At 64.9% G+C, this 22,067-nt stretch carries 16 protein-coding genes and 7 pseudogenes; 16 read left to right on the top strand and 7 right to left on the bottom strand.

From position 1 onward, the window contains the following. Positions 1-390 (top strand): annotated as a pseudogene (locus M5I08_RS25905) (transposase family protein); the annotation flags it as partial. 32 nt (positions 391-422) lie between these two features. On the opposite strand, the gene M5I08_RS25900 reads toward M5I08_RS25905, so the two are convergent. Next, entirely contained in the window at positions 423-1,241 is an 819-nt protein-coding gene (locus M5I08_RS25900) for a hypothetical protein (RefSeq protein WP_219070581.1), read from the bottom strand. Positions 1,242-2,028: 787 nt separating this feature from the next. On the opposite strand from M5I08_RS25900, the gene M5I08_RS25895 reads away from it, so the two are divergent. From M5I08_RS25895 to M5I08_RS25870, 6 genes and pseudogenes are all read left to right on the top strand, one after another. Further along, a complete protein-coding gene (locus M5I08_RS25895) occupies positions 2,029-2,400 on the top strand; it encodes a cupin domain-containing protein (protein ID WP_219070583.1) in 372 nt (123 codons plus the stop codon). 15 nt (positions 2,401-2,415) lie between these two features. After that, positions 2,416-2,934: a dimethylamine monooxygenase subunit DmmA family protein gene (locus M5I08_RS25890; RefSeq protein ID WP_219070584.1), complete on the top strand. Its 519-nt coding sequence runs from the start codon at positions 2,416-2,418 to the stop codon at positions 2,932-2,934. Beyond that, positions 2,931-3,872, top strand: a complete 942-nt coding sequence (locus M5I08_RS25885; RefSeq protein WP_219070586.1) for a PDR/VanB family oxidoreductase — start codon at positions 2,931-2,933, stop codon at positions 3,870-3,872. Before M5I08_RS25890 ends, M5I08_RS25885 begins: the two co-directional genes overlap by 4 nt. Continuing rightward, positions 3,869-4,867 (top strand): annotated as a pseudogene (locus tag M5I08_RS25880) (heme-dependent oxidative N-demethylase family protein); the annotation flags it as partial. The gene M5I08_RS25885 and the pseudogene M5I08_RS25880, both read left to right, overlap by 4 nt. Positions 4,868-5,007: 140 nt before the next feature. Next, positions 5,008-6,528 (top strand): APC family permease, encoded by a 1,521-nt coding sequence (locus tag M5I08_RS25875; RefSeq protein WP_219070597.1) that lies wholly within the window; start codon positions 5,008-5,010, stop codon positions 6,526-6,528. Then, on the top strand, positions 6,525-6,890 hold the full coding sequence (locus M5I08_RS25870) for a hypothetical protein (RefSeq protein ID WP_249763528.1): 366 nt from the start codon (positions 6,525-6,527) through the stop codon (positions 6,888-6,890). The genes M5I08_RS25875 and M5I08_RS25870 overlap by 4 nt, the downstream gene beginning before the upstream one ends. An 89-nt stretch (positions 6,891-6,979) precedes the next feature. Here M5I08_RS25870 and M5I08_RS25865 read toward each other — a convergent pair whose 3' ends face one another. Next, on the bottom strand, positions 6,980-7,390 hold the full coding sequence (locus M5I08_RS25865) for a transposase (RefSeq protein ID WP_249763527.1): 411 nt from the start codon (positions 7,388-7,390) through the stop codon (positions 6,980-6,982). A gap of 222 nt (positions 7,391-7,612) precedes the next feature. Beyond that, a complete protein-coding gene (locus tag M5I08_RS25860) occupies positions 7,613-8,839 on the bottom strand; it encodes an IS110 family RNA-guided transposase (protein ID WP_249763285.1) in 1,227 nt (408 codons plus the stop codon). Between the two features lie 661 nt (positions 8,840-9,500). Here M5I08_RS25860 and ltrA point away from each other — a divergent pair. The 3 genes and pseudogenes from ltrA to M5I08_RS27210 form a co-directional block, all read left to right on the top strand. Then, positions 9,501-10,307: pseudogene (gene ltrA / locus M5I08_RS25855) on the top strand (group II intron reverse transcriptase/maturase); the annotation flags it as partial. 109 nt (positions 10,308-10,416) lie between these two features. Then, positions 10,417-11,664, top strand: a complete 1,248-nt coding sequence (locus M5I08_RS25850; protein WP_249762939.1) for an ISL3 family transposase — start codon at positions 10,417-10,419, stop codon at positions 11,662-11,664. 39 nt (positions 11,665-11,703) lie between these two features. Beyond that, positions 11,704-12,021, top strand: a pseudogene (locus M5I08_RS27210) (group II intron maturase-specific domain-containing protein); the annotation flags it as partial. Here M5I08_RS27210 and M5I08_RS25840 read toward each other — a convergent pair. Beyond that, positions 12,015-12,698 carry an integrase catalytic domain-containing protein gene (locus M5I08_RS25840; RefSeq protein ID WP_249763544.1) on the bottom strand — a complete coding sequence of 228 codons (684 nt, stop codon included), beginning with the start codon at positions 12,696-12,698 and terminating at the stop codon, positions 12,015-12,017. The pseudogene M5I08_RS27210 and the gene M5I08_RS25840 sit on opposite strands and share 7 nt — an antisense overlap. A 249-nt stretch (positions 12,699-12,947) precedes the next feature. Beyond that, positions 12,948-13,505 (bottom strand): annotated as a pseudogene (locus M5I08_RS25835) (site-specific integrase); the annotation flags it as partial. A gap of 157 nt (positions 13,506-13,662) precedes the next feature. Here M5I08_RS25835 and M5I08_RS25830 point away from each other — a divergent pair. The 6 genes and pseudogenes from M5I08_RS25830 to M5I08_RS25805 form a co-directional block, all read left to right on the top strand. Further along, positions 13,663-13,848 (top strand): annotated as a pseudogene (locus tag M5I08_RS25830) (ATP-binding protein); the annotation flags it as partial. A gap of 318 nt (positions 13,849-14,166) precedes the next feature. Then, positions 14,167-15,324: pseudogene (locus M5I08_RS25825) on the top strand (IS110 family RNA-guided transposase); the annotation flags it as partial. A gap of 654 nt (positions 15,325-15,978) precedes the next feature. Then, positions 15,979-17,205 (top strand): IS110 family RNA-guided transposase, encoded by a 1,227-nt coding sequence (locus M5I08_RS25820; protein ID WP_249763288.1) that lies wholly within the window; start codon positions 15,979-15,981, stop codon positions 17,203-17,205. 70 nt (positions 17,206-17,275) lie between these two features. Further along, positions 17,276-17,941, top strand: coding sequence for a helix-turn-helix domain-containing protein (locus M5I08_RS25815; protein WP_249763526.1), 666 nt, complete (start codon positions 17,276-17,278; stop codon positions 17,939-17,941). Between the two features lie 493 nt (positions 17,942-18,434). Continuing rightward, positions 18,435-18,863, top strand: a complete 429-nt coding sequence (locus M5I08_RS25810) for a hypothetical protein (RefSeq protein ID WP_249762780.1) — start codon at positions 18,435-18,437, stop codon at positions 18,861-18,863. Next, entirely contained in the window at positions 18,860-19,720 is an 861-nt protein-coding gene (locus M5I08_RS25805) for a DDE-type integrase/transposase/recombinase (protein ID WP_249763525.1), read from the top strand. The genes M5I08_RS25810 and M5I08_RS25805 overlap by 4 nt, the downstream gene beginning before the upstream one ends. On the opposite strand, the gene istB is transcribed toward M5I08_RS25805, so the two are convergent. Next, positions 19,669-20,466: an IS21-like element helper ATPase IstB gene (gene istB, locus M5I08_RS25800; RefSeq protein ID WP_219070753.1), complete on the bottom strand. Its 798-nt coding sequence runs from the start codon at positions 20,464-20,466 to the stop codon at positions 19,669-19,671. The two genes, M5I08_RS25805 and istB, sit on opposite strands and share 52 nt — an antisense overlap. Continuing rightward, the gene (gene istA / locus M5I08_RS25795) at positions 20,463-21,992 is read right to left on the bottom strand and encodes an IS21 family transposase (RefSeq protein WP_219070768.1); all 1,530 of its coding nucleotides are present in this window, start codon (positions 21,990-21,992) and stop codon (positions 20,463-20,465) included. Before istA ends, istB begins: the two co-directional genes overlap by 4 nt. Between the last annotated feature and the right edge of the window lie 75 nt (positions 21,993-22,067).

Here is a 22,067-nt window from a genome sequence, read left to right as displayed (position 1 = left end):
AATGTGCAGATACTGGCCGACCCGGGCGGGTTCCCGGTGTGGTCGAGCGAGGTCGAGCCGGGCAGCGTGCACGACATCACCGCCGCCCGCGCGCACTGCCTGGGCGCGCTGTACAAGTCCGCGGCCGACGGGGTGCCGACGCTGGCCGACAAGGGCTACGAAGGAGCGGGGATCGGGGTGCACACTCCGGTCAAGGGCCGCGGCCTGGCCGTGGAGAATCAGAGCTACAACATGCTGCTCACCGCGGCGCGTGCCATCGGTGAACGCGCCAACGCCGAACTCAAACAGCGTTGGCGCTGCCTCCGTCGAATCCGCCTGTGCCCAACCAGGATTGGCGCAGTTGTTGCCGCCGCGATCGTACTATCGACTCTCCAACGCGGAAATTACTGAGAAAACGTCACTACAGACGGCTTCGACCTGCATCAACGCCGGACACTCGGGATAACCAAATCCTCGGGATAGTCGCACGGGTGGGCCGCCCTGGCCGGGTCGGTGAAAAATCCGCGGGCTTGCGAGTACTCCGTCCACCCTATACTGAACTGCGGGTCGGTTGAATCCGCCTTGGGCACAATAGGTGTCATGTTATCCGGGATCAACACCTTGAAGACGCCATCGAAGAATGCCCAGGCCGCCTCACAGCCGGCGATGATCGCTTCTAGCGTCTGGGTGAACGTCAGCCACACGAACATGTGCCGCGAGTAGACCGCGGTGAAGATCAGCGCGTGCACCACCGGGTTGCGCCCCGATTCGGCGTCGAAGACCTTGCCCATCCGGCCGAAGCCGATCTGGCACTCCACACCAGGCTCACCGTCGGTCACCGGCACCGTGCCAGCGGCCCCGCGGCCCCGATAGCCGGTGCACTGCGTGCAGCACCGGTGCAGGGTCCGCTGCGGCACCATGATGCCACGCCGCGCCAACAAATCGCAGATCTTGACTACCGTCAGACCCTCTTCCACCCACTTGACGATCTGATCATGGTTGGCGCGCAACACTTCCCACGTCTGCCCGTGGCCATCCGGCCGGCCCGGACGCACCGCCTCGATCACCGCGCCGATCAACTCGTCGGTGAGCTGATCCAGATCACCGCCACGATCCAGCCCCGCCAACACCGCCGCGTTCGTATAGTCGCGTGCGGTCTTGCGGTCCGCCCCGGCCAATGAAGCCACCCGGCGCAAGCCGACCCCTGACATCCACACCCGCAACAGCTCACGTACCTCGATCACCGAAACCTCCCGATACATTCAGCGGACCTCCTTCACATCGATTGACATGAAGCGATCCGACCCAGTAATCGAGCAGCCACCGGCGCGACACGCCGGTGGTCCCATAACTGGCAAACGGGTGGTCCAATGAGGCTGGCTAAACCCTGGTCAAGGTGGTCCCATCATCGTGGCGGTCGACACGCCCGGCGTGAGTTCTGTTGGAACACTTTTCCGCCTGCTTGTGCCGAGATCCGTGCTGCCCGCGGCGGCGGATATAGAGGTTGTCGGGGTGATAGCCGTGCAGGGTGTACCGGGCAAACGGCGAGGCTGTAGACGGCGAACTCGAAGGGTATGGTGCGTTCGGCCGCGCGGTGGAGCCGATTGCGGGTTTGGCCGTGCGCCACGCCACCGGCAGGGTCAGGGCCGAAGCCGCGGAACCTCGAACATCTGGGCGAGCATCATTCATCCGCTTCGTCGCGGTCGCGGCCGAGTCACACCGGACACACCGATCAGGTCACAACGATCCAGAAATCACACCTGTCGACGGGATCTAACGGCTAAACTCATGTCTACTGGTGGTGAATTTAATTCCCGGGCGGTAATCTGATCGGCGGGTGGCGATCGATAGCCTTGCAGGCGATCGCCACGGAAGTCGCTACGGCTGCAGGGTAAACACCTACGAAACACCCTCTCTAACTAGTCGCGCCGCAGAATCCACCACGAAGATGTTTGAGGTCGCGTAAGGAAACAAGCGGTTGATGTGTTTGTAATAATCGCCTGGTTTCCTGTTAGTTGCAATCGTTACCTGCAGCGAAATGGAATTGAGATGGAGCCGATCACCGTACAAGCGCCGTTCCGGGTGGCCTCGGATGCGTGGAAGGACCTGCCTTCGATGGAGATCCCGCATACCGAGGGGTTCATCAGGGATGTCTACGAAAATCCTGAGGGCAGCCGGATGTGTTCGGGTTTCTTCGAACTCAAGCACACCGAGGAGCCGCTGCTCTACACCTACACCTACGACGAGATGAAGGTCGTCCTGGAAGGCGAGTTCCTCCTAGAGAACAAGGACACTGGCCAGACGCTCGTGGCGAAGGCCAAAGATGTCATCTTCTTTCCGAAGGGCTCGCGAATCTACTTCTCGACGCCAAATTATGCGTTGGCCTTCTACTGTGGTGACCGCGGCGCAGAGCTGCTCTGAGCGAGCTGATCAGCGATGATAGATCCGGCAGACACCAGCATCCCGTCGTGGGCGCTCGGAATGGGCGAGCCGGCCCTGTACGCCGCCGGTGCGGCGTACGTGTTCATCGGCGTGGGCAGCGCCGCGGCGCCGATCCTGCAAACGTGGCGCGATGACGTCGCCGATCGCTCAGTGGAGTCCTGGGTCGGCGAGGATGTGTGGTCCGCGGGCGCGGTGCTCGTCGAGGCGCTGGCGCGGGCCCGTGTCGGCGTACGCGTAGCGGTGGCCGGGCCTGCGGGGGCATGTCTGGCCCTGCGGGCCGCCGCCCTTAACCTTGGCCTCGAGGACGATGAGTTTGTAGCGGTCACGGCCGGGACGGGGCAGCTTAACGTGTTCTGCGCGCATTGCCGGGCGGCCACCACAGCGACTGTCGACGTTGGAGATACTGTGGTATGCAGCGGCTGCAACCGTTCCCTCGTTGTTTACCAACATGTTTCACGACGCAGCGGACAGTTCCTGGGTTATATGGACGACGCCGAGGTACTGGTGCCATGACTACATGCCTGGCGTTGATAGTCGCCGACATCCAGCAACCGGTGCCGGGAATCCGCAGCCTGCAGCTCTGCGCGCCGGATGGGCGAGCGTTACCACCGTTCATCCCGGGCAGTCATTTGACATTGGACTGTGGCGGCAAGCGTAACGCCTATAGCCTGACCAACGATGGCCTTGATCCGCGCGAATACTGCGTGTCGGTTCTGCGTGTGCGCGACGGGCGCGGCGGGTCGCGATGGGTGCACGAACAGCTCGCGGTGGGCGACATGGTCAACATCCTGGCACCGCGCAGCGCCTTCGCGCCGCATCCGCGCGCGTCCAAACATCTGCTGATCGCCGGCGGCATCGGCATCACACCGATCGTGTCGCATCTGCGTAGTGCCCGCCGGTGGAATCACCGCGTGCAGGTGCTCTACGGCCACCGGGAGGGGTTCGGCGCACATGTGGACGACGTCCTGGCTCTGGCGGGTTTCGATGCCGAGCTATATGTCGATCAGGACGAGTTGTGCGTGCGCGTGGCGAAGGTTCTCGCCGACCAGCCGGTCGGCACCCATCTTTACGTGTGCGGTCCGGGAGCAATGATCGACTACGTCCTAGACACTGCCGCCGAAGCGGGGTGGCCGCCATCGCGTTTGCATCTGGAACGTTTCGGAGCGAACGCCCTCGATCCTGGTGAGCGTTTCGAGGTGGCATTGACGAAAAGCGCATGCACCCTGGATGTTCCAAGCGGGATTTCACTTCTGGAGGCGTTAGAGCGTGCCGGTCTCGACGTGCCCAACCTATGCCGTCAGGGGGTTTGCGGTGAATGCCGGATCCCGGTCAGCGGTGGTGTCCCCCTGCATCGTGACCTTTTTCTCGATGACGAGACCAAACAGCGCGGGGACACGATGATGTGCTGCGTGTCCCGGGCCGCGGGACCTAGCCTGGAGGTGCCTCTATGACGACCGTGCCGGCCAACGACGATCTCCTGCGCGGCTTTCCGTTTCCATTTCTCGATGACCGGTACCGGTACAGCACAAACGTCGAACCCGCGCGGGTCGCGGTGCAAACCACAGCTGGTCAGTGGGGCGCCACGGTGCTCGGCGTCGACAGCGAATACCGCCATGAATTGGCTGAGCGCAGGGAGATCCTTGCCGCCGACCCCACCCGCCGTGCCGTCTTGCCGCACATGCGGCCCGCGGCATGGGACGCCATGCTGACGCTCATGCGCTATCTGAGCACCGAATATCCGCAGTCAATGCGGTTGTCGCGCAACGATGATAGCAGCTGGTGTTGGGAGAACCAGCTTCTCGGCGAGACCCGTGCCTTCGTCTACGGCGACGAGTCGACGCTGCCGGTCGAGCCGTTGGACTACATCGCCGGACAGGTCCAAGAAGACATCGTGTTGCTCGACCAGCGCAACGACTCCCTGTTCGCCGACGCCGGGGTGGTGACCTTCGCCGCCGATTGGAGCTTCGGATTCGATGTCGGTATGAGCTTTTTGGAACTCCACGGCCCGGTGCCGAGAATCAGGCGGGAAGGCGTGATCACTCGCGCTCATGAATTCCTCAAACGGCTCCAGCCCCACCAACCCTATCGGCGGACCAACTGGACGATGACGATCCGGCGGCGGCTGGATGTGTCCACTGAGCGCTATCCGGAATGGGGTCCGGATCGGGAATGGATCCAGATCGTAGATGACGAAACGTTTGGGGCTCTAGTGCACCTGCGCGTCGAACTCCAGCATCTGATTAGGCTGCCGCGCTCCGGGGCGATCATGTTTTTGATCCGCACTCATATGCTGCCGCTGCAGCAGCTGGCCACGGTTGAGCCTTGGCGCGTCCGCGCCGCGGCAGTACTGGCCGAATTGCCCCACGACATGGCCGACTACAAAGGCGTCATCAAATACAAGGACCGCGCCGCGGCGTGGCTGGCCGGTCGTCCGGTCGTCGCGGACGGACGAGGAGTGCCCCCAGCGCGCCTCAACAAAAGCCTTGCACTGCGCACCGTTTCGGCATCGGCGCCGCTACAGACGCCAGGCTGATCGACGCCCGCCAGTTGCGGTGTCCCACCCTCGATTGGAGAGCGCAAACCCTCATGAACGATACCCCGCACCCTGATTTGATCACCTCGGCACACGGCGTGGCCGTGGCTGAGGTCGACGAGCGGAAATTGCTGAAGACAATGCACTGGTACGACGGCTTCGTGATGACGCTGTCGAATCCTGGTCTCATCATCGCTAACCTGGGCTACACCACCGGTCAAATCGGCGCCCTTGGCGCACTGGCTGTTTGGTTGGGTTCGATGGTAATCGCCGTGCTGCAGAACAAGATTTACACCGAGCCGGCAACAATGTTCCCCGAGCATTGCGGCGGAATCGCGATGTATGCGTTCGAGGGCTGGCGGTCACGGTTCAGCCTGGCGGGGCCGATCTCTGCGATCGGATACTGGGCCGGCTGGTCGTCAGTGCTGGCGATCTTCGGCCTGACCGTTGGTGGCCTGGTACAGGCGCAGTGGTTGCCCGGCCAGACATGGAGCGTCTCGGGAATCGTGCATCTCGACCTACCTCGCGTGATTGCGGTCGCGTTGATCGTGGCGCTGTGGATCATCAACTCGATGGGTGTGCGACCCATGAAGATCCTGGGATATCTGACCGGCGGCCTGCTGTTCGTTCCATTGTTCATGTTTATGGTCGCGCCGTTCTTCTTGTCAGATTTCGCGTTCTCCCACCTGTGTTGGGGATTGGTGGGCGCTGCCGGAAGCACCTGGGGCGCGGTGCAACTCGCACTGGTGTGGCTCTACTTGAATTCCTGGTCTGCCTACGGTATCGAGGTCTGCGCGACCTTTGCGCCCGAATACCACGACACCGAGCAGGACACCCGCAAGGCGCTGATCCGGGGGGCAATGTTCTGCCTGGCCGTCTACGCGATTCTGCCGATCGCCCTGGGCGGAGCGGTCAGCCAGCAGGCGATGGCACGGGCGCCGCTCCGATTCTACGCCGAGCTGCTGCACCGCGAGGTGGGAGGTGCATGGTCGAACATAATTATTTTTTTCATGATCAGCAGCTTCCTGCTCGGCATGAACGCGGCCAGCGCCGGCGGCGCCCGCACCCTTTACGGGATGTCCCGCACCGGCATAACGATCAATTGGTTCGACCACCTAAACAAGCAGAACGTCCCCAACCGCGGCATGTTCGTCGACGTCACGGTGAACGTTCTGGCCGTGCTTTTCCTGCCCACGACGGTCGCCGTCTTAGCGGCTTGCAACATGGGTTATGTCATCTGCCACGTCTTTGCCCTGTCGGCGGTGCCACTGCTCCGCAAGGACAGACCCAACCTGCGCCGCCCGTTGGCGTTGTCCAGACCCTGGCTCTGGCTGGCTGGAATCTTAGCGGCGTTCAACGTTTTAATTGTCGCGGTTGGTTCAGTCTCGTTCTCGATGACAGGATACGGCGGAATCCGCGAGTTCCTCATTGGTCTGGCGCTGCTGGGCATCGGGTGCGTTCTCTACATGTACCGGCGCGTGGTGCAGGACAAGCAGCCGTTTACTCTGCGTGATGTCGGACCCGCGTTAGCGGACGGTGCTAGCATGCCGTCGCCAGCGAAGGCGACGGCATGAGCCCGTCCGTGAGTCTGCGTTTCCGGTGCGTCTGCGGTGCCGCCACCACCGAGAATGTCAGCACCATAGACTTGGTGTGGAGGTGTCCGTCGTGCCCACAGCGCTGGCAGGCCAACGCTGACACCGTGTCGGCGGCGCTGGCGGGAGTTACCGAATTGCGTAAGCTGCGACGGGATATGGCGATTTTGGTGGGTGGTGCGCTACTGCTGCCGGTGATCCTCGTCGTCATGCACCCATACTGGTTGCTTGCCGCTCCTATGTTGGTCGGCGGGGTCGTGCTCGTGGCCGGCCCGTCCTATCGCAGGCGTGTTCAGCGCGGCCGAGACGCAGCGAAGGCGTCAATTGGCCTCGTCGCGGCCTGACCACCGCAGCGACCGATCGTAATGCCTCATGTAAATATGCCCGCGAAACCTGATCCATGCCTCACGTAGGAATGCCCGCGAAATCAGGGTCAGCTGGCCGTCTTGTTCGTGGTGCGGATGCCGGATCTGACGTCGGGCAGGGCGGCGGGTATAGAGGCGAGGTAGAGCTGCTCGGTCTTGTCCTTGGCGGGTCTGAGCAGGGCAGCCTGCAGGTCGGCGATCTGGCGGGCGATCGCGGCCGGGTTGAGGCTGTGTCGGTAGGTGAGCAGCTCCGATTTCTGCGCCGCTGAGAGGACCCCGGCGGCCAGCAACCGGTCCAGCGGGGTCATGGGCTTGTCGTAGAGCCGGCGGCGTTGACCGTCGCGGCTGCAGCCGTAGCCGATGGGTTTGATGGTCGGGGTCAGGTAGTTGAGCCGGTCGTTGACCAGGTGCCAGAGCCGGTTGAGCACCGCGCGTTCCTCGTCGGTGTCGTAGCGGTAGTAGAACCCGTATCGGCGCACCAGGTGGTTGTTCTTGGAGTGTGTCCCGAGTGCGGAAGGAGTTCGATGTAGGTAGAGCTCGTGAAGCGGTGCTGTGCAGGAGATGAAGGATTGTCGGCCCTTCGGAGTCGCCCTGCGGGGGAGGCTTCAAACCGCCACATGCTGCGAAAGCGGTGACGCGATCGTGGTGAGCGATGTGGGAAAGGCACGCTCGACGTGTCAGACATCCCAGGAGCTTAAATGTCAAGCGGCGGTTTGTTGATCTTGATTGTGGGACGGCCAGGCGGTGGCTTCGTCGTAGAGCGTGCGGGTCTTGAGGCAGCCGTGCAGGATTCCGACGAGCCGGTTGGCGAGCTGGCGCAGCGCGGGGTTGTGGCCGAGGCCGCGGGCGCGTTGCTTGTCGTAGTAGGCGCGTGCGCCGGGCGAGGCGCGCAGCGCGGAGAACGCCTGCGTCATCAGCGCGTCGATGAGCCTGTCCTGATGCACGAACCGCGCGAGCACGACCTTCTTCTTGCCGGAGGCGCGGGTGATCGGGCTGGTTCCGGCGTAGTTCTTGCGGGCCTTCGCGTCGGCGTACCGTGCTGGGTCGTCGCCGAATTCGGCGAGCACCCGGGCGCCGAGGATCGGTCCCAGGCCGGGCTGCGACAGGATGATCTCAGCGTCCGGGTGCCGGTGAAAATGCTCCTCCACCTGCTCTTGCAGGATCGCGATCTGCTCGTTGAGGGTGGTGAGCACGGCCACGATCGAGCGGGTGGCAGCCGCGTACGCGGTGGTGATCACCGGGTCGCGGCCGAGCTGCTCGCCGCGCAGCGCGTCCTGGATCCGGCTGGTCTTGGTGTCGATGTCGCGGCGACCGGCGCGTTTGAGCGCGGCCCGGATCTGGCTGCGGTTCAGCTTCGCCGCCGACGCGGGGTCGGGGGCTCTGCCGAGCAGTTCCAGCGCATCGGCCGCGTCGAGATCGTCGAAGGCTTCCAGCGCGGCGGGGAAGTACTCGCGCAGCGCGTGCCGCAGCCGCTGGGTGTGGCGGGTGCGGTCCCAGATCATCGTCTTGTGCGAGCGGGCAACAACTTTCACCGCCTCGGCTGCCGCGCTGTCGCCGGCCACCGGGCGCAGCTGGTGCGAGTCGGTGCGGACCATGTCGGCCAGCGTGTGTGCGTCCGCCGGGTCGCTCTTGGCGCCGGAGACGCTGTGCCGCTCCCGGTACCGGGCCACCGACAGCGGGTTCACCGCGTACACGGTGTATCCGGCCGCGATCAGCGCGGCCACCCACGGGCCCCGGTCGGTCTCGATTCCGATCGCCACCTCGGCCATGTCGGCGTCGGCGCCCAGCTCGGCGCCGATCATCGCGTGCAACCGCGCGATCCCGGCCGCGCCCTCGGGCAGCCGCGCCCTGGCCAGCCTGCGTCCCGCCGAGTCCATCAGTTCGACGTCGTGATGATCTTCCGCCCAATCGTCGCCCACGTACAGCAATTTCGCCACTCCTCGCTCCTGTCTGCAGTTGTCCGGGTTACAGCCGGCAGCGTGCGGGAGAACTCTCGGCGACCTAATGAAGCAGTGCTCACGCCACGCGGGCGGGCACGACATCCCATCAGCGATCCCTTCTCCCGGGCGAACCGGTGGGGGCGACGATCTGACATCAGGACTCGAAATCCAGGAGGCATCAGTGCTCACCCACCGGCCGCTACCGATAGCAAGTCTGCCCGAAGGCCGCACCCGCTAATACTCATTAGGTGGGGATCGGGAAGGCGAGCGCAAGCGATTCGCTGCTGACGTGTCGAAAACTACACAGGTGACATCGAAACCGGGGTGTTCCAAGGATCCCGGGATGAGTCTGGCGGGGGCCCGCTGACTGGCCAGGCGGTGTCCGGCATGGAGGCGACGCGAGCCCGGTCTGCGGCTTTTGCATGGAACGGGAGAAGGCCGGACGCGACACTGCCCGTCCGGGGTTTCCGGTGGGCGACAGGGAGTAGCCCGCGCGTCACGCGGGTGTGAGTACTGTTGCGGGTCCGGTTGGCGGACCGGTTCGTAGTAGCGATGAAGCTCCTGTAATGGGAGTCGAGCCAAGGGGCCGGGTCATCTGTGACTGTGTTCGTTAGATCAACCAAACCCGTCGGGGTTCGGAAGGAGTCGCGTGAACGAGTTGAAGTCGCCGGGCAAGCCGTTCGAGATTTCGAAGTGGGCGGTCCAGGAGGCATGGGAGAAGGTCAAGGCGAACAAGGGCGCACCGGGCGTGGACGAAGTAACGATCGAGGCATTCGAGGCCGACCTGGGAAACAACCTGTACAAGGTCTGGAACCGGATGTCGTCGGGAAGCTACTTCCCGCCACCGGTGCGTGCGGTGGAGATACCCAAGCCGCACGGCGGAGGGACCCGAATGCTAGGTGTGCCTACCATCGCGGATCGGGTGGCGCAAACGGTGGTGGCCGAGGAGTTGACGTCGAGGGTCGAGGCGATCTTCCACGACGATTCTCATGGTTACCGGCCGGGCCGCTCGGCGTTGGATGCGGTGGGTGCGTGCCGGCAACGTTGCTGGAAAACCGATTGGGTGATCGATTTGGACATCCAAAAGTTTTTCGACAGCGTTTCGTGGGAGCTGATGCTCAAGGCGGTGGGGGCCAATACCGATCTGCCGTGGGTGATGCTGTATGTGCGCCGGTGGCTGCAAGCCCCGGTGCAGTTGCCCGACGGTACCCTGCAACAGCGCGACCGGGGCACCCCGCAAGGGTCGCCGGTCTCGCCCGTGTTGGCAAACCTGTTCCTGCACTATGCGTTCGACATGTGGATGGCTCGGGAGTTCCCGGCCGTCCGGTTCGAACGCTACGTCGATGACGCGGTCATCCACTGCGTTACCGAGCGCCAAGCCCGCCAAGTGCTGGCCGCGCTGCACGACAGGATGGTCGAAGTCGGGCTGCGGTTGCATCCCGACAAGACCCGGATGGCTCTTCTGACATAGTTGTGGGTCTGCGACCTGAAGGGTTTGGGCGCAACGCCGTGTCCTGCTTACGTTTTGGACTGTTGGAGGTTCAAGACGAAGAAGGGGTACGGCGTTGCGCAATTCCAGGGTATTCGCGAGGGCTCTCGGTGGCCAAGACATGGTGGTCGAGGACGTATCGATAGAGGTCGAGACCTCACGCGCCAAGACGCCGGTGAGCAGCGAAGTGCTGGTGTTTTCGGTGCGTCCCAAGGCCTCGCAGACTAGCCGCTGTTCACGCTGCCGCCGCCGCTGCCCCGGATATGACGGCGGAGAGAGCTCGCGGCGGTGGCGCACCCTGGACGTGGGCGCCACCAAGGCATACCTGCAGGCCGCCGCACCACGGGTGCAATGCAGTGAGCATGGAGTGGTGGTGGCTCATGTGCCGTGGGCGCGAGCCGGCGCCCGCCACACCTGGGCATTCGAGGACACCTGCGCATGGCTGGCCGCCCATACCGCGCTCAGCGTGCTGACCGTGCTGTTGCGGATAGCGTGGCGCACCGTGGCGGCGATCGTGACCCGGGTGGTCGCCGACGGTCGCGACACCAACGACCTGCTGGTCGGGCTGACCAGGATCGGTATCGACGAGATTTCGTACCGCAAGGGGCACCGCTATTTAACGGTGATCGTGGACCACACGACAGGCAGGCTGGTGTGGGCTCGTGAGGGCCGCAACCAGGACACCCTGGGGGCGTTCTTTGACCAGCTGGGAACCCAACGCGCCGCGCAGTTGAGCCATGTCAGCTGCGACGGTGCGGAATGGATCCACGCCGTGGTGCGAGCGCGTGCCCCGCAGGCGCTGATCTGCCTAGATCCATTCCATGTAGTGGCCTGGACGCTCAAAGCGCTAGACAAGGTGCGGGCGCGGACCATGACCAAAGCCGGTGTCCGCGACCGGCACGCGATGTGGGCAACCCGCAAAAACCCGGCCGATTTGACCGGCGAGCAACGCAGCAGCCTCGCAGCGATCGCCGACACCAACCGCGCTCTCTACCGGGCGTATCTGCTCAAAGAGCAACTCCGCGAAGTGTTTCGAGTCAAAGGCCGCGCCGGACACCAACTGCTGGCCGGCTGGTTGTCGTGGGCAAGCCACTCGCGCATCCCCGAGTTCGTCGCCCTGGCCCGCACCATCCGCCGCTACCGCGATCTGATCGCCAACACCCTTGACCATGGGCTCTCGAATGCCCTCTCCGAAGCCACCAATACCCACCTGCGAGCACTGACCAAACGTGCCTACGGGTTTCATAGCCCTGACGCGCTCATCGCCATGGCGCTGCTCACCCGAGGCGGCCTGTGCCCCTCTCTACCCGGACGGGCAGCATGAAACCCCGCCCACGGAAACGTCAGTAGATTCACCCGGATCGTGTACTGCAAGGACGGCAAACGGCGCGGTAACTATGAGCACACGTCGTTTACGTTCCTCGGTTTCACTTTCCGGCCACGCAAGGCGCGGGCCCAAGACGGCAGGCTGTTCCTGTCGTTCTCGCCCGCGATCAGCAGGGACGCTTTGACCAAGATCGGGCGGAAGGTGCGGTCCTGGCGACTGCACCGCCGCCTCGGTCACTCCTTTGGTGATCTCGCACGGTGGATCAACCCCATCGTGCGGGGCTGGATGCAGTATTACGGGGCCTTTACGAGGTCGGCGCTGTATCCCCTTCTGACGCGCATCAACGCCTACCTGATGCGTTGGGTCCGCAAGAAATACCGCCGGTTCAAGGGACGACGCGATGTCCACCAAGCATGGCGGCGGGTCGCCGAAGCGTATCCGCGGTACTTTGCGCACTGGGCCTGGACCACCGCCGTGCCTGCCGTCTGGTGATCAAGATGACAGGAGCCGTATGAACTGAGAGGTTCACGTACGGATCTGTGGGAGCCGGAGGGTGAGACTCCCTCCGGCCACCCGACCTCGATCGTGGCCTGATCGTTCTTCTTGTAGGGCCGTGAGCGGGTGAAGAAGATCTCCATCTGCGCCGCCCACTTGATGACAGCCTTGTTCAGGAACTCGGTCCCGTTGTCGACGTCCAAACCGGTTACCTCATAAGGTATTTCATGCACTCCTGCTTTCAGTGCGCCCAGGATGTGGGTGTTGGCGTTGTTGCGCACGGTGCGGGTGAACACCCAGCCGGTATGGACATCGGTGAGGTTGAGGGTGCGGGCGAACTCGCCTTTGAGTGTTGGGCCGCAATGCGCGACCGTATCACCCTCGAAGAAACCGGGTTCGTCTTCTACCTCATCGCCAGCCCTGCGAACCTTGATCGAATTCCGCAGCAGCGGTGAGGGTGTCGTCGTCGAAACACCACTGATCTGGTCCCTGGCCTTCGCCGGCGCCAGATAGCGGTCAATCGTCGCCGCGCTCATCTCCAGCAGCTCGGCACGCACGTCCGGGCTGTAGCGGTCACGACCGAAGGCCAGCTCATCGTGGCGTTGCAGGCCGTCGAGCTGCAAGCGCATCGAAGCAGCCAAATACTTCCCGCACTGCCCACCCGAGGCGGCCCAAACCCTTTGCAGCACCTTGAGCGCGTCGTAGGAAAACTTCACAGCCCTGGGCTTGCGGGGCCGCTTCGCCACATTGCGCCCCGGCCCCGGTGGCCGCTTTGCCGCTGCCGTCAGCAGCGCCGCCTCTTCCGAGCGCAGCCCGGCGTGATACAGCGCCCGGAACATCGCATAATCCCGCGCCGCCGGCGCGTACTTGCGCGCCCTTGCGATCCTGGTCTTCAAGAATTCAAAGAACTCGCTCACCCGCTCCGGAGTCGGTGGCGCCGCGACCGCCGGCGAGTCGTCGCCCACGTGCCGCGAGGCGTTGAACTCATCCACCGGGCACACCAGCCGCACCCCGAACGCGGCCTCGATCTCGGCGGCCTTCCGGGTCTGCAGAAACCGATGGAACCCCTTGAAGATCTGCACGTACCCCCGCCGCGTCGACGCCGCCCGTCCCACCACCGCCAGGTCACCGACCACCCGATCGATGTCCTCACTGGTGACCTCCCACGCCGGACGCCCCAGCGCGGCCAGGGTCCGCTCCAGCAGTCCGATATCGTTGTCGATCGTCACCGGGCTGAATCCTCGGGCACGCCACGACGCCACGAACGCATCGATGCATTCACGTTGAAACACAACAGGATCCGCGGCAACAGGCTCGACCGCAGCAGCGCCACCGGGAATCAGCCGCAGACCCTCCACTCCCCGCGCACCTTCTTCCCGCCTAACTGGCTAAGGCAGTACCTAATATATCGCGATCATGCCTTGAAGATCGGTAAGACACGCGGAACGGTCGAAAGCCCAGCTAGCAGCAGAAATCGGCTACAACGAACATGTGCCAGCTCCAGTTGAATGGCTGGCCGTCATGACTGACCCGCTGCTTGCCCAATCGGCCATCGACAGGATTACCTCGACAGCGCACGAACTGATCATCGAGGGCCAGTCCTACCGGCGCCGCCAGAAGCCCTCAGTTGACACCAGCCCCAACGACCGCCGATCATCCCCAATGAGCCAAACAGGTGCTCCATAGTTGGTGGCCAACCGGTGGTCCCATCCTCGTGGCAAATGACACCGCCGACCCGTGTTTCCTAATGAGTATTAGCGGGTGCGGCCTTCGGGCAGACTTGCTATCGGTAGCGGCCGGTGGGTGAGCACTGATGCCTCCTGGATTTCGAGTCCTGATGTCAGATCGTCGCCCCCACCGGTTCGCCCGGGAGAAGGGATCGCTGATGGGATGTCGTGCCCGCCCGCGTGGCGTGAGCACTGCTTCATTAGGTCGCCGAGAGTTCTCCCGCACGCTGCCGGCTGTAACCCGGACAACTGCAGACAGGAGCGAGGAGTGGCGAAATTGCTGTACGTGGGCGACGATTGGGCGGAAGATCATCACGACGTCGAACTGATGGACTCGGCGGGACGCAGGCTGGCCAGGGCGCGGCTGCCCGAGGGCGCGGCCGGGATCGCGCGGTTGCACGCGATGATCGGCGCCGAGCTGGGCGCCGACGCCGACATGGCCGAGGTGGCGATCGGAATCGAGACCGACCGGGGCCCGTGGGTGGCCGCGCTGATCGCGGCCGGATACACCGTGTACGCGGTGAACCCGCTGTCGGTGGCCCGGTACCGGGAGCGGCACAGCGTCTCCGGCGCCAAGAGCGACCCGGCGGACGCACACACGCTGGCCGACATGGTCCGCACCGACTCGCACCAGCTGCGCCCGGTGGCCGGCGACAGCGCGGCAGCCGAGGCGGTGAAAGTTGTTGCCCGCTCGCACAAGACGATGATCTGGGACCGCACCCGCCACACCCAGCGGCTGCGGCACGCGCTGCGCGAGTACTTCCCCGCCGCGCTGGAAGCCTTCGACGATCTCGACGCGGCCGATGCGCTGGAACTGCTCGGCAGAGCCCCCGACCCCGCGTCGGCGGCGAAGCTGAACCGCAGCCAGATCCGGGCCGCGCTCAAACACGCCGGTCGCCGCGACATCGACACCAAGACCAGCCGGATCCAGGACGCGCTGCGCGGCGAGCAGCTCGGCCGCGACCCGGTGATCACCACCGCGTACGCGGCTGCCACCCGCTCGATCGTGGCCGTGCTCACCACCCTCAACGAGCAGATCGCGATCCTGCAAGAGCAGGTGGAGGAGCATTTTCACCGGCACCCGGACGCTGAGATCATCCTGTCGCAGCCCGGCCTGGGACCGATCCTCGGCGCCCGGGTGCTCGCCGAATTCGGCGACGACCCAGCACGGTACGCCGACGCGAAGGCCCGCAAGAACTACGCCGGAACCAGCCCGATCACCCGCGCCTCCGGCAAGAAGAAGGTCGTGCTCGCGCGGTTCGTGCATCAGGACAGGCTCATCGACGCGCTGATGACGCAGGCGTTCTCCGCGCTGCGCGCCTCGCCCGGCGCACGCGCCTACTACGACAAGCAACGCGCCCGCGGCCTCGGCCACAACCCCGCGCTGCGCCAGCTCGCCAACCGGCTCGTCGGAATCCTGCACGGCTGCCTCAAGGATCTACTGACGTTTCCGTGGGTGGCTTTCGAGGCCCGGACAGGCTTGTTCTCTGGGCCGCGCCAGTGGCCAGGGCAGGTCTGTGACCTGCCCTTTCGCCTGCCGGGAGGGCGCATAGAGGCTCGCGGGTCAAGGGTGGCCAAAGGCCATCGCGAAGCGACGCGCAGCGCCCTTGACGCGTGAGGGGTGCGTCCGTAGCAGGCGCGGCCCAGATCCGCGTTCACCCAACCGAACCCGTGACCAGCGCTCCGTCGGGCACCCACGGAAACAGCAGAAGAGCCTGCCTCAAGACCCGCACGCTCTACGACGAAGCCACCGCCTGGCCGTCCCACAATCAAGATCAACAAACCGCCGCTTGACATTTAAGCTCCTGGGATGTCTGACAGGAAACCACCTAATGAGTATTAGCGGGTGCGGCCTTCGGGCAGACTTGCTATCGGTAGCGGCCGGTGGGTGAGCACTGATGCCTCCTGGATTTCGAGTCCTGATGTCAGATCGTCGCCCCCACCGGTTCGCCCGGGAGAAGGGATCGCTGATGGGATGTCGTGCCCGCCCGCGTGGCGTGAGCACTGCTTCATTAGGTCGCCGAGAGCTCTCCCGCACGCTGCCGGCTGTAACCCGGACAACTGCAGACAGGAGCGAGGAGTGGCGAAATTGCTGTACGTGGGCGACGATTGGGCGGAAGATCATCACGACGTCGAACTGATGGACTCGGCGGGACGCAGGCTGGCCAGGGCGCGGCTGCCCGAGGGCGCGGCCGGGATCGCGCGGTTGCACGCGATGATCGGCGCCGAGCTGGGCGCCGACGCCGACATGGCCGAGGTGGCGATCGGAATCGAGACCGACCGGGGCCCGTGGGTGGCCGCGCTGATCGCGGCCGGATACACCGTGTACGCGGTGAACCCGCTGTCGGTGGCCCGGTACCGGGAGCGGCACAGCGTCTCCGGCGCCAAGAGCGACCCGGCGGACGCACACACGCTGGCCGACATGGTCCGCACCGACTCGCACCAGCTGCGCCCGGTGGCCGGCGACAGCGCGGCAGCCGAGGCGGTGAAAGTTGTTGCCCGCTCGCACAAGACGATGATCTGGGACCGCACCCGCCACACCCAGCGGCTGCGGCACGCGCTGCGCGAGTACTTCCCCGCCGCGCTGGAAGCCTTCGACGATCTCGACGCGGCCGATGCGCTGGAACTGCTCGGCAGAGCCCCCGACCCCGCGTCGGCGGCGAAGCTGAACCGCAGCCAGATCCGGGCCGCGCTCAAACACGCCGGTCGCCGCGACATCGACACCAAGACCAGCCGGATCCAGGACGCGCTGCGCGGCGAGCAGCTCGGCCGCGACCCGGTGATCACCACCGCGTACGCGGCTGCCACCCGCTCGATCGTGGCCGTGCTCACCACCCTCAACGAGCAGATCGCGATCCTGCAAGAGCAGGTGGAGGAGCATTTTCACCGGCACCCGGACGCTGAGATCATCCTGTCGCAGCCCGGCCTGGGACCGATCCTCGGCGCCCGGGTGCTCGCCGAATTCGGCGACGACCCAGCACGGTACGCCGACGCGAAGGCCCGCAAGAACTACGCCGGAACCAGCCCGATCACCCGCGCCTCCGGCAAGAAGAAGGTCGTGCTCGCGCGGTTCGTGCATCAGGACAGGCTCATCGACGCGCTGATGACGCAGGCGTTCTCCGCGCTGCGCGCCTCGCCCGGCGCACGCGCCTACTACGACAAGCAACGCGCCCGCGGCCTCGGCCACAACCCCGCGCTGCGCCAGCTCGCCAACCGGCTCGTCGGAATCCTGCACGGCTGCCTCAAGACCCGCACGCTCTACGACGAAGCCACCGCCTGGCCGTCCCACAATCAAGATCAACAAACCGCCGCTTGACATTTAAGCTCCTGGGATGTCTGACAGGAAACCACCTGACAGGAAACCACCTCTGTTAGTCTCGCACGCTGTGGAGGACCACGAACTGACGATTGTGCGCGACACTGACGATCCAGCACCGGTGCAGCGTGAGGTAGTAGGTGAGGCGCTCACCGGCAACGACCTAGAGAAAGCGATAGCGCGGCGGGTGCGCAGTCTGCGGCGGGCAACCGGCCTGTCAAGCGCCGATATGGCGGCCAAGGTCGGGATTTCTAAGGCAATGCTGTCGAAGATCGAAAATGCTCAAACGTCGTGCAGCCTGTCAACACTGGCGAAACTGGCTGCGGGCCTGGACGTCCCGGTGACGATGTTGCTCCGTGGCGCCGATACCGGACACAACGCGGCTTACACCGAGAACGGGCGCGGATCACAGATCGTCGGTCGTGGCACGCGAGTGGGACACCACTATGAACTGCTAGGAGCGCTGCGGGGTCCGCACAAACGCCTCGAACCGGTGCTGGTGACCTTGACGGAGGCCAGTGAAGTCTTTCCGCAGTTCCAGCATCCGGGCACTGAGGTTCTTTACATGCTTGAAGGCGCCATGGTCTACGGCCACGGCGATGCCGAATACGCGCTTCGGCCCGGCGACACCCTCCTGATCGACGGCGAGACGATGCACGGCCCACATCAATTCATGCGTTTGCCGATTCGATTCTTGGCGGTTACTGCATACCCCGATGACCGCGCCGACATCTGAGCTGTCGGAGGCGAGGCAGAGTCCTCGGCACGTCGCCCATGACCGGCGGCGGCGCTTCCGGGCCGGTTGAACCCACCCACGTCGATAAGCCACAAACGAACCGGAACCGCTCGGCGCCACGCGGGCCAGATTTGCACCGGTGGGCTTTTTGGGCCTCGCCGGCGTGATCGTCACGTTTCCAGCCGCCGCTACCTGTATGAGGCGATCGAGGTGATCGCGGCGCAGGCCGACGTGCACGAGCGGGCCGAGTGGAAACAGTGGTCGCATGTGACGTTGGACGGCACGCTGATCGACATCGACCGGGTCGACGAGCGCAACGAGGCCGGTGAGGTTCCCCCGCTTTCTCAGAGACTTCCAAGCCAGGTTTGCTGTTGTCAGCCTGGAGGAAGGATGTCTCAGTGGCAGCGAACCCCTGTGTGACAGGGTTAGGTGAGACAGCAGCAGTAGCCGATCATCGCTACAGGGCGAGACAGGATCACCATTCTCCGTGACTATGACGATCGCATCCCTGCAGGGGTGCGCCGATACTGACCAAGTGGACAGCACGCCGGATCCGGGTGCTCGGGCTCGGCGACGCACGTTCACCGCCGAGTACAAGGCCCGCATCCTCGACGAGTACGACGCCCTGCCGGCCGGCTCGTGCGAGCGTGGTGCGTTGCTGCGCCGCGAAGGCCTGTACAGCTCGCACATCGCCGAATGGCGCAAGGCCCGTGATGCCGGTGCCCGTGCCGGGCTGACGCCCAAGGGCAAGTCGAAACGCACCGCTGAGCAGGTGGAGCTGGACAAGCTGCGGCGGCGCACCAAGCAATTGCAGGCCGAGCTGGACCGGACCAAGCTAGCCCTGGAGATCACGGGAAAAGCACACGCGCTCTTGGAGATGCTCTGCGAGAGCGCGGATTTCGAGCCGAAGTCGAAGCCGTGATCGGCGAGCACCTGCCCGCCCTGGAGTCGGCGACGTCCACCAAGCGGGCGTGTGAATTGCTGGGTGCATCACGGGCCACGCTCTATCGGCGCCGCAACCCAGCACCGCGGCCGGCGCCGCGGAGGCGGCCCGAGCCGCCGAACAAGCTCACCGAGGCCGAACGCCAGCAGATCCTGACGGTGCTGCGATCGGCCGAGTACTGCGACCTGGCGCCGGCGCAGGTGTGGGCGCGCCTGCTCGACGACGGCATCTACTTGTGCTCGATTCGCACCATGTACCGGCTTTTGGCCATTGCTGGGGAGAACCGGGAGCGGCGCCGTCAGCGCACCCACCCGGCGCGCAAGAAACCCGAGTTGATCGCCACCGCGCCGAACCAGGTTTGGTCGTGGGATATAACGAAACTGCAAGGGCCACAACGTGGTATCTTCTATCAGCTGTATGTGATCATCGACATCTTCTCGCGCTACGTCGTCGGTTGGACCCTCGCTGCCAGCGAGACCGGCGAGCTGGCCAAGCAGTTCATCGACGACACCTTGGCCCACCACGGCATCGAACCCGGTCAACTGGCTCTACATGCTGATCGCGGCACCTCGATGACCTCCAAGCCGGTCGCCCAACTGCTGATCGACCTGGGTGTGGACCGCAGCCACAGCCGCCCGCACGTGTCCAACGACAACCCCTACTCGGAGGCCAATTTCAAGACCCTCAAGTACTGCCCGGCGTTCCCGGGCCGGTTCGGCTCGATCGAATGCGTTTCGTCAAGTGATTTGGCCCCACCGTCGTCACGAATTTTGGCTCACCTTGCTCAGCTGGTGCGTTTGGTTCGGGTGGTGGTTTTGCTGGTGCGGAGTCGGTAGGACTTGGTGCCGGTTTCGATGATGTGGGCGTTGAAGGTGACCCGGTCGACGATGGCGGCGACCAGGCGTGGGTCGGGGAACACGGTGCCCCATTCGCTGAAGGGCAGGTTGGTGGCGATTGCGACCGAGGCCCGTTCTTCGCGTTCGGTGATGATCTGGAACAGTAATTCAGCTCCGCGAGGGTCGATTTGGACGTATCCGAGTTCATCGAGGCAGAGCAGGTCCAGGCGCCCGTAGCGGGCCACGACGCGGGACAGGACCCGCTCGTCGGCGGCTTCGACGAGTTCGTTGACCAGCTGCGCGGTGGTGACGTAGCGGACCCGTCGGCCTTGTTCGCAGGCCGCCAACCCCAACCCGATGAGCAGGTGGGACTTGCCGGTGCCGGAGTCGCCGAGCAGCACGACGGGCTCGCCGGCGTCCATGTAGTGCCCGCCGGCCAGTTGACCGAGGGTGGCGGGTGCGATGCCGGGGACGGCGTCGATGTTGAACTCCGCCAACCGTTTCAGCCTGGGGAACTTGGCGTCGTTGATGCGTCGGGTGCGGCGTCGTTCGGTGCGGTCGTCGACTTCGGCGGCCAGGACTTCGGCGAGGTAACGCAGGTGGGTGTGGCGTTGCTGGTCGGCTATCTCGGCCAGACGGACCGCTTCGGTGCGCACGGTGGGCAGGTGCAGTTCGCGGGCCGCGGCACCGATGGAGGCTTGGGCAGCGGCATCTACGGTCGTCGTTTTGCTGGCTGTGGTGGTCATGAGTCGCTTCCGGTGAGTAGGTCGTCGTAATCGGTCAGCGAGGGCGGTGGTCGGTCGTAGCGGGCCAGACCGGCGATTCCGACCGCGGGTGCAATCTGGCTGGTGTGGCGGCGGGCGTCGATGAGCACCGTCTCGGGGTTCAGACAGCCCGAGGCGACCGCCCGGTCCATCGCGGCGATCAGCGCGCTGGCGGGCATGGTGCGATGCGCCAGCAGGATGGCGATCAGGGCGCGGGTTCCCTTGGCGTCGCCAGAGGTGACTCGGGCTGCATCCCAATAGCTTTGGTGAGAAGATGTGAACGTCCCGCGGGCCTTGGCTTGGGCGAGCGCGGTCGCCCCGGGCAGCGCCCCGGGTTTGGTCTTGAGGACCTCGAGATAGTGATCCAGCACCAAGACCTCGACGTAGCGTCCGACCGCCCGTTCGTGGGAGGCCACCAGTCGTGCTCCGTCGTAGACCTCGACGGTTCGGGCAGCCAGGCGCACCGGGAGGCGTCGCCCGGCGTAGCGGGCCGGGACGGAGTAGAAGCATTGCCGCACAGACACTCTGGCCCGATTGTCGACACGGGCGTTCAACAGCCGCGCGCAGTCGAACGCCTCGGCCGGCAACACCATCAGCACGGTGACCTCGGCGGCGAACGCCGACCCGATCGTGACCGGGCGCCCGGTGATCACCCGGTCGTCGTCGGCCCGGTCGGCGGCGCCGATCACTTCGTTGAGCTCGGCCAGGGAGTCGACCTTGGGGACCGGGACGAGGTGGCGCCGTCGGAAGCGGCCGATTTCACCCTCCACACCGCCCTTCTCGTGGGCACCCTCGATGCCGGGGCGGCAGAAGAACGAGTCGAACCCGTAGTGGCTGCGCATCGCGGTGAACCGGTCGGACTCGGTGCGGTCACGGCCCTTGAGGACCCGGATCACCGCGGGCTTGAGGTTGTCATACCGGATCCTGCCCGGGACCCCGCCGAAATACGCGAAGGCCAGCGCGTGGCCCTCCAGGAACGCCTCCTGGGCTTGGGTGCCGAACGCGACGTGAAACGCTTTGCCCGAGTGCGACAGTCGCATCACGAACATCCAGCACTTCACGACCAACCCGGCGATCGTGACGTAGAACTCGCCGAAGTCGACCTCGGCCTCAGCCCCTGCCAGATGGGTCTGCGGAATCGACACCTCGTGCTGGAGCAGTCCGAGTTCCACCCGACGGCGAGCGACGTACCGCGACACCGTCACCTCCGAGCACGCGGCCTGATGCTCGGCGACGAGGCGCTGCCAAACCCGCCGGGCGGTGTGGCGTTGCTTGCGCGGGGCGTCCTGATCCTTGATCAGCCAGGCGTCGATCACCGTCGCCCATTCGTCGATCGCTGGGCGGGGACGCACCGGATAGGACTTGCGCGGCGGCGGGACCGCGTCGGCGAGAGCTTGGCGCACCGTCCGACGATGCACCTTGTGCCGATCCGCCAACTCGCGGATCGACCGCTCATCGAGCCGGTGATCTCTCCTGATGTTCTCGAACAGTTCCACGCGTGACCGCATCCTGACCGACCTCCCTGACGGCCGCCAGGGACGACGGGCGACAGGAACGATCTGAACGAGGGTGGGGCCAACATT

Source organism: Candidatus Mycobacterium methanotrophicum, assembly GCF_023515995.1.
Lineage (GTDB): Bacteria > Actinomycetota > Actinomycetes > Mycobacteriales > Mycobacteriaceae > Mycobacterium > Mycobacterium methanotrophicum.
Note: the sequence above shows the minus strand (reverse complement) of the source record. Positions and strands in the feature narration are given on the sequence as shown.